We start from the raw sequence: 6000 nt of genomic DNA, 5'->3' as shown, positions 1-6000 counted from the left end.
GCGGCAGCCGGTCCGCAGCGACGTCCCGGATGTGATGCACAGCGACGCTGACCCCTCGGGCGGCCATGCGCTGCGTGAACTCGTCGGCCACCTTGGCGCCGTTGCCGAACCTGGACGCGTGGACGTATTCGATCGTCGTGGCTGTCATGGCGACACCTCCCGCACGATGTTGTTACGTAGGATCGATGGGCGTGATCGTCCCGAGCCGCTCCTCGATCGCCGCCGCGGCGTCCAGGCACAGGTCCTCGCGGTAGCGGGGGCCGATGATCTGCACCACCTGTGGCAGGCCGTCATCGATGCCGACGGGAACCGCGACGGCCGGTAGGCCGAGCGCGTTGACCGCGATGGCCATGCGCATGCCGTGGATGGCGGCGACGGCGCCGTCGTCGAGGTCCGTGCCAGCCAGGAACGGGATGTCGGTGTAGATCGGCGCGACGATCAGCGGGTGGGTCTGTTGGAACTCGCCCCACGCCCGCAGCAGCTCGTGCCTGGTGATGAAGCTCGCGACGGAGGCCACGGGATCGGACGGGCCCGCGACGTCGTAGAACGCGGCGAAGAACCGCTGGGTGTCGGCCGGCATCGAGGTCGTGAACGCGTCGTAGCCCGCCAGGATCTCCGGGGTGTTGAGCATGTCGAGCAGCGTCCTCGCCGCCAGATCGATCGATGGTGGCTCGACCTCGTCGAGGCCGTAGCCCGCGGCTGCGAGCGTGTCGGCCGCCTTGCGGACGCCAGCGCGGACCTGGGCCGCCGTCCCGTGGCCGGCGGGGTCGACGACGACGGCCACGCGCGCGGGCGCGGCGGGTGCCGGTCCACGCAGTGGCGCCGGCACCGACCAGGGATCGCGCCACGTCGGTCCCGCCAGCACCTCCAAGGCGGTGCGCAGATCCGCGACGCGGCGTGCCATCGGGCCCTGCACAGTGGTGAGCTGCGGGCCGATCGGCTCACCCGCCGGCGCGCTCGTCGCGTGCGGGATGCGGCCGAGCGTCGGCTTGAGCGCGGCGACGCCGCAGCACTGGGCGGGCCAGCGCAGCGAGCCGAGCCCGTCGTTGCCGAGTCCCAGCGGGCTCATGCCGGACGCGACGGCGGCCGCCTCGCCGCCGCTGGAGGCGCCCGGTGTCCGCGAGCGGTCCCAGGGGTTGACGGTCGCGCCGCGCAGTTCGTTGTCGGTGTGCCACCGGACGGCCAACGCCGGGCAGTTGGTGCGGCCGATGGGGATCGCGCCGGCGGCGCGCATCCGCTCGACAACGGGTGCGTCCCGCTGGGGGTACGCCTCGGCGAGGGCCTTCAGCCCGATGGTTGTCGGGGTGCCCACGAGGTCGATGTTCTCCTTGACCGTGAACGGCACGCCGTGCAGCGGCGGCGGCTCGTGGTTCGCGACGACCGCGCGGTCGGCTGCCCGCGCCGCCTCGAGGGCCCGCTCGTCGAGGACGACGGTGACGGCATTGATGGCGGGGTTCACCGCCCCGATCCGACCAAGGTGGGCCTCAATGACTTCGCGACTCGACGCCTGCCGCGACCTGATGGCCCCGGCGAGCTCCGTGGCGCTCATGCGCCACAGCTCCGTGCCGGGCGTGGCGGTCATCGGTGCCTCCCGGCGCCTGGCGATGCGCGCCGGCGGTGGACGGCTGCGGCGGCGCCGGCGACCGCCAGTGCGCCGGCTGTCCGGGTCGTCCACATCCTCCGGCGCGGCGCGGCGGGTCGCTTCGCGGCGGACAGCGGCACGGAGCCGCCGAGATGCACGCGGGTCGACTGGTCGTCGCGGTCGAACACGACCTTCGCGGTGCCGAGGTCGTACGAGCCCAGGTCGATGCGGAAGACGTACGGGTCGTGTTCGTCGTCGGGGTGCAGCTCGAACCCCCGGTACGCCGCGGGCAGCGGGCTGATGGCCCGCAACATCAGCCGGCCGCGACGGACACGTACCTGAGCTCCGGCCCCGGCCATGGCCCACACCATGGTGTCGTTACGTTGCGCGATCGGCGTGTACCAGCCGCACAGATCGCCCCAGATCTCGGGGTGGTGCGCGACGTCTGTGCGGATGGCGTCGCGTGGGGCGTCGCTGAGGTCGCCGAGCAGCCGTGCCATCTCGGCGGTCAGCCACACCACCGCGTTGCGGGCGCCGTTGGTGAAGCCGAGCACGCCCACCCCGTCGTCGGGTGCGAGGTACAGCTGTCCGTTGAAGCCCGGAAGGATCCCCTGGTGCTCGACCACCTGCTGGTCGCCGAGCACGTCGCGGAAGAACCCCAACCCCATGCCTGGGATCCGTGGATCGGGCTGCCAGTGCGGCCGGAACATCATGGCCAGCGTCTCAGGCCTGAGGATCGACGCGTGCCCGCCTGCGCCGCCGTCGAGCAACGCGGCCACGTAGCGGGCCATGTCGGCCGGTGTGGAGTAGATCGACGAGGCGGCCGCGGTGACCCAGTGGCGGTCGGTCACCGCGATCGGACCGTGGGCGCCCAGCTTGTAGCCGGTCGCCAGCTGAGAGGTGACGTGCGCCGAACGGAGCAGGTCGCTGTCGTCCATCCCGAGCGGTTCGAAGATGTGTTCGCGCAGGTAGCGGTCCAGCGGCTGTCCGCTGACGTCCTCGACGATCTGTCCGACCGCGGCGAGCGAGTGGTCGGAGTAGTTGAACGTGGCTCCCGGCTCGGCCATCAGCCGCAACCGACCGCCGTAGAACTCGCCGAGACCGGGCACGGAATGGTCGAGCCGGACGCTCTCGCCCGGCCACCCGCTGAACACGGCGCGCGACGGCCGGACCAGCTTGGGAACCCCGGCGGTGTGCGTCAGCAGGTGCCGCACCGTGGCCGGCCGCCACCCATCCCTCGCGGGCACCAGCCTGAACGCGCGCAGGTAGTCGTTGGCGGGAGCCTCGAGGTCGACCAACCCCTGCTCACACAACTGCATCACGGCGACCGCCGTGAAGGTCTTGGTGATCGACCCGATGCGGAACACGGTGGTCTGCGTGACGGGCCGGCTCGTCGCGATGTCGGCGACCCCGCGCGCTGAGAATGACGCGAGTGCGCCGTCGCGGACGATCCCGACGGCAAGACCGACGGCGGGTCGTCGGTTGAGGATCTCCGTGACCCGGGCCTCGAGGTCGAGCACGTCGTGGGACATGGCATTCTCCGCCCCAATGGCGCGTTCGGTCGGATGACGGCCTGTCACAGGCACAACAGATCCAACTCCGACCTGCGTGGACGTGCACGAGGCGTCGGGCCCGGTGCGCCCAGGCCGGGTGACCCTTGGCGGTCGGGGACTGCACGCGGATGCTGGTCGGACCGGGAGGTGGGACATGGACAGGTTGTCCGCTGACGACCGGCTGATCCTCTGGCCCGACGAGGTCTGGCCGCAGGACGTCGGCGCGCTGGCGATCCTGGAAGGCAGCAGCCTCCTCGACGCGGACGGCGGCGTCCGGATCGATGCCGCACGGGACGCGGTCGGCCGTCGGATCCACCTCGTGCCCCGCTTCCGGCAGGTGCTCCACGTGCCCCGGCGAGGCCTCGGCGGCCCCCTGTGGGTCGACGCGCCGGCGTTCGATCTCCGCGAGCACGTGCGGGTCGCCCCGGTTGTCCCGCCAGGCGGTGACGCGCAGCTGCTGGAGACGGTCGAGCAGATCCGCCGGCGGCGTCTGGACCGCTCCCGACCGCTGTGGGAGATGTGGTTGCTGCCGGGTCTGCCCGCCAGGCGCATCGGCATGTTCGTCCGGCTGCACCACGTCGTCGCCGACGGCCTCGCAGGCATCGCGAGCGTGGCGGCCCTTCTCGGAGGCGACGCCGACGCGACGGCGGCGTCAACGCAGCCATGGGTGCCGGCGGCGTGGCCGTCGTCGCGTGCCCTGTTGGGCGACAACCTCCGGCGACGCGCCGCCGGAACACGGCGTGCCGTCGCGAGGTTGAGGCACCCTGGTGACGTGCTTCGGGGCCTGCGGGGCGCCTGGCCCGCCGCGCATGAGCTGCTCGTCGCAGAACCCGGACCGCAGACCAGCCTTGGTCGCGTGATCGGCCCGCACCGCCGTCTGGCGCTCGTCCGCGGCCGCCTCGACGTGGTGCGGGACGTGGCGCGGGCACAGGACGCGACCGTCAACGACGTCCTGCTCACCGTGGCCACCGCCGGGCTCCGACGGCTGCTGGCGCGCCGCGCCGAGCCGGTAGACGACGTGGTCGTGCCGGTCTACGTACCGGTCTCGCTTCGGCGTGAACACTCCGGTCAGGCGGTCGGGAACCTGATCACACAGATGGTCGTGCCGCTCCCACTCGACATCGCCGACGCCGGCCAGCGGCTGCGGCACATCGCCGCCGAGACAGCCAGGCGCAAGGCCATGGTGCGGCCGCCCCTCGGAGCCATGTTCCGCAGCCGGCCGCTGGCCGGCGTGATGCTCAAGCTCGTCGCGCGACAACGGGTCAACGTCGTGACCGCCGACCTGCCCGGCCCGCCCGCGCCGCTGTCCTTCGCCGGCGCCCGGCTCCTCGAGGTGTTCCCGCTGGTGAACCTCATCGGGACGGTATCCCTCGGCGTGGCGGCGCTGTCCTACGCCGGCCAGTTCAACCTCATGGTCGTCGCCGACGCCGACGCCTACCCCGACCTCGACGTGTTCGTTGCGGCCGTCGAGGACGAGCTGCGAGCGACGGCGCTGCGCTGACGCTGGCGGGCGGTGTCACCGGAAGAATGGCTCGAGGAAGTACAACTCGTCCCGGTGATAGCCGTACCGCCCTGCGACCGCGAGCGGCACGGCCAGATGCGCGCCAGCGGTCACACCGACGACGATGCGACCGTCTCGCAGCATCCCGGACGTCCACGTCCCCATGCGGCGGCGTCCCTCGCCGGCCGGCGAGCCGTCGCACCCCTGGAGTGGTCGCAAGGACCGCGAGGGTCGGGCGGGCTCATTTGACGATCAACAGCGTCTTGCCGACCGTCCGGCGGGCGGCGATGGCGGTGTGGGCAGCGGCAGCGTCGGCGAGCGCGAACGTCTGCCCGATCACCGGCCGCAGCCATCCGTCGGCGACCGCGTGCAGGGCGACCCGCGACAGCTCGAGCAGCTCGTCGCGTTCGGCCGACGCGCGCGTGAGGGTGACGCCGCGCGCACGTGCCCGCTCCGACGACACCGACGAGAACTCGCCGCTGGCGGCGCCGTACGCACACAGCCGCCCACCGTCGCGCACGAGATCGAACGCCGCCGCGCCGATCGCGCCGCCGACGCCGTCGAACACCACGTCAACCGCGTCGACGGCCGCGCGCACCGCTGCGGGCCAGTCGACCACGCGGTAGTCGACGGTGACGTCGGCACCCAGGTCACGGGCGACGGCCAGCTTCTGTTCCCCGCCCGCCAGGGCGACCACCCGCGCACCCTCCCGGCGCGCGAGTTGGACCAGCAACGACCCGACGCCGCCGGCAGCCGCCTCGACGAGCACGGTCTCGCCCGTCCGCACCCGTGCGCGCCGCAGCAGCAGCATCGCGGTGCGGCCGTCGGCGAGCACGGCGACCGCGTCGCGCGTGTCGACCCCGTCGGCCACTTCCAGCACGTCCGTCGCCGTGGCCACGGCGCGCTCGGCGTAGCCCCCGGAGCCGTGCAGGCCCGACACGACCCGGTGGCCGATCATGTCCGCGTCGACACCTGGCCCGACCGCTGCCACCACCCCGCCGACTCCGTTGCCCGGGATGACCGGGAGCGTTGGCAGCATCCCAGGGAAGGGCGGGCGACCCGCGCGCAGCTGGGTTTCGACGAATGTGATGTTCGCGACCTCGACATCGATCGCCAACTCACCAGGGCCGGCGACCGGCGTCGGCACCTCGGTGACGACGAGGACCTTCGGTGGGCCGAACTCCGTCATCACGACCGCGCGCATCGGACGATCATCGCTCATCGCCATCACCGGCATCTCCGCGCCTCCCGCAGGCCTGCACCCGTCAACGCCCTCGCAATGCTTGCCATCGCCCTCGTCGTGCGCCGCCGCCTCCACCCGGCACAGCGACTGAGTTGCCGCAGCCTGCAGGGCGACCTGGGAC

At 72.5% G+C, this 6000-nt stretch carries 5 protein-coding genes; 1 reads left to right on the top strand and 4 read right to left on the bottom strand.

Annotated elements, in window-relative coordinates; all coding sequences use genetic code 11:
• Positions 1 to 172: 172 nt before the first annotated feature.
• Positions 173 to 1582 carry an amidase gene (locus tag VFZ70_01810; protein HEX6254523.1) on the bottom strand — a complete coding sequence of 470 codons (1410 nt, stop codon included), beginning with the start codon at positions 1580 to 1582 and terminating at the stop codon, positions 173 to 175.
• Complete coding sequence (locus VFZ70_01805; GenBank protein HEX6254522.1) at positions 1579 to 3114, bottom strand: serine hydrolase domain-containing protein; 1536 nt, start codon at positions 3112 to 3114, stop codon at positions 1579 to 1581. The genes VFZ70_01810 and VFZ70_01805 overlap by 4 nt, the downstream gene beginning before the upstream one ends.
• A 175-nt stretch (positions 3115 to 3289) precedes the next feature.
• On the opposite strand from VFZ70_01805, the gene VFZ70_01800 reads away from it, so the two are divergent.
• Positions 3290 to 4636, top strand: a complete 1347-nt coding sequence (locus VFZ70_01800) for a wax ester/triacylglycerol synthase domain-containing protein (protein ID HEX6254521.1) — start codon at positions 3290 to 3292, stop codon at positions 4634 to 4636.
• A gap of 15 nt (positions 4637 to 4651) precedes the next feature.
• On the opposite strand, the gene VFZ70_01795 is transcribed toward VFZ70_01800, so the two are convergent.
• Both VFZ70_01795 and VFZ70_01790 read right to left on the bottom strand, forming a co-directional pair.
• Positions 4652 to 4780 (bottom strand): hypothetical protein, encoded by a 129-nt coding sequence (locus VFZ70_01795; protein ID HEX6254520.1) that lies wholly within the window; start codon positions 4778 to 4780, stop codon positions 4652 to 4654.
• 97 nt (positions 4781 to 4877) lie between these two features.
• Positions 4878 to 5858 carry a zinc-binding dehydrogenase gene (locus tag VFZ70_01790; GenBank protein HEX6254519.1) on the bottom strand — a complete coding sequence of 327 codons (981 nt, stop codon included), beginning with the start codon at positions 5856 to 5858 and terminating at the stop codon, positions 4878 to 4880.
• Positions 5859 to 6000: the final 142 nt, after the last annotated feature.

The sequence above is a fragment of the Euzebyales bacterium genome, from assembly GCA_036374135.1.
GTDB lineage: Bacteria > Actinomycetota > Nitriliruptoria > Euzebyales > JAHELV01 > JAHELV01.
Note: the sequence above shows the minus strand (reverse complement) of the source record. Positions and strands in the feature narration are given on the sequence as shown.

Excerpts from the sequence above, each read along its gene's own strand:
- VFZ70_01810 (HEX6254523.1), bottom strand. The coding sequence starts at position 1,582 with ATGACCGCCACGCCCGGCACGGAGCTGTGGCGCATGAGCGCCACGGAG.
- VFZ70_01805 (HEX6254522.1), bottom strand. The coding sequence starts at position 3,114 with ATGTCCCACGACGTGCTCGACCTCGAGGCCCGGGTCACGGAGATCCTC.
- VFZ70_01800 (HEX6254521.1), top strand. The coding sequence starts at position 3,290 with ATGGACAGGTTGTCCGCTGACGACCGGCTGATCCTCTGGCCCGACGAG.
- VFZ70_01795 (HEX6254520.1), bottom strand. The coding sequence starts at position 4,780 with ATGCTGCGAGACGGTCGCATCGTCGTCGGTGTGACCGCTGGCGCGCAT.
- VFZ70_01790 (HEX6254519.1), bottom strand. The coding sequence starts at position 5,858 with ATGAGCGATGATCGTCCGATGCGCGCGGTCGTGATGACGGAGTTCGGC.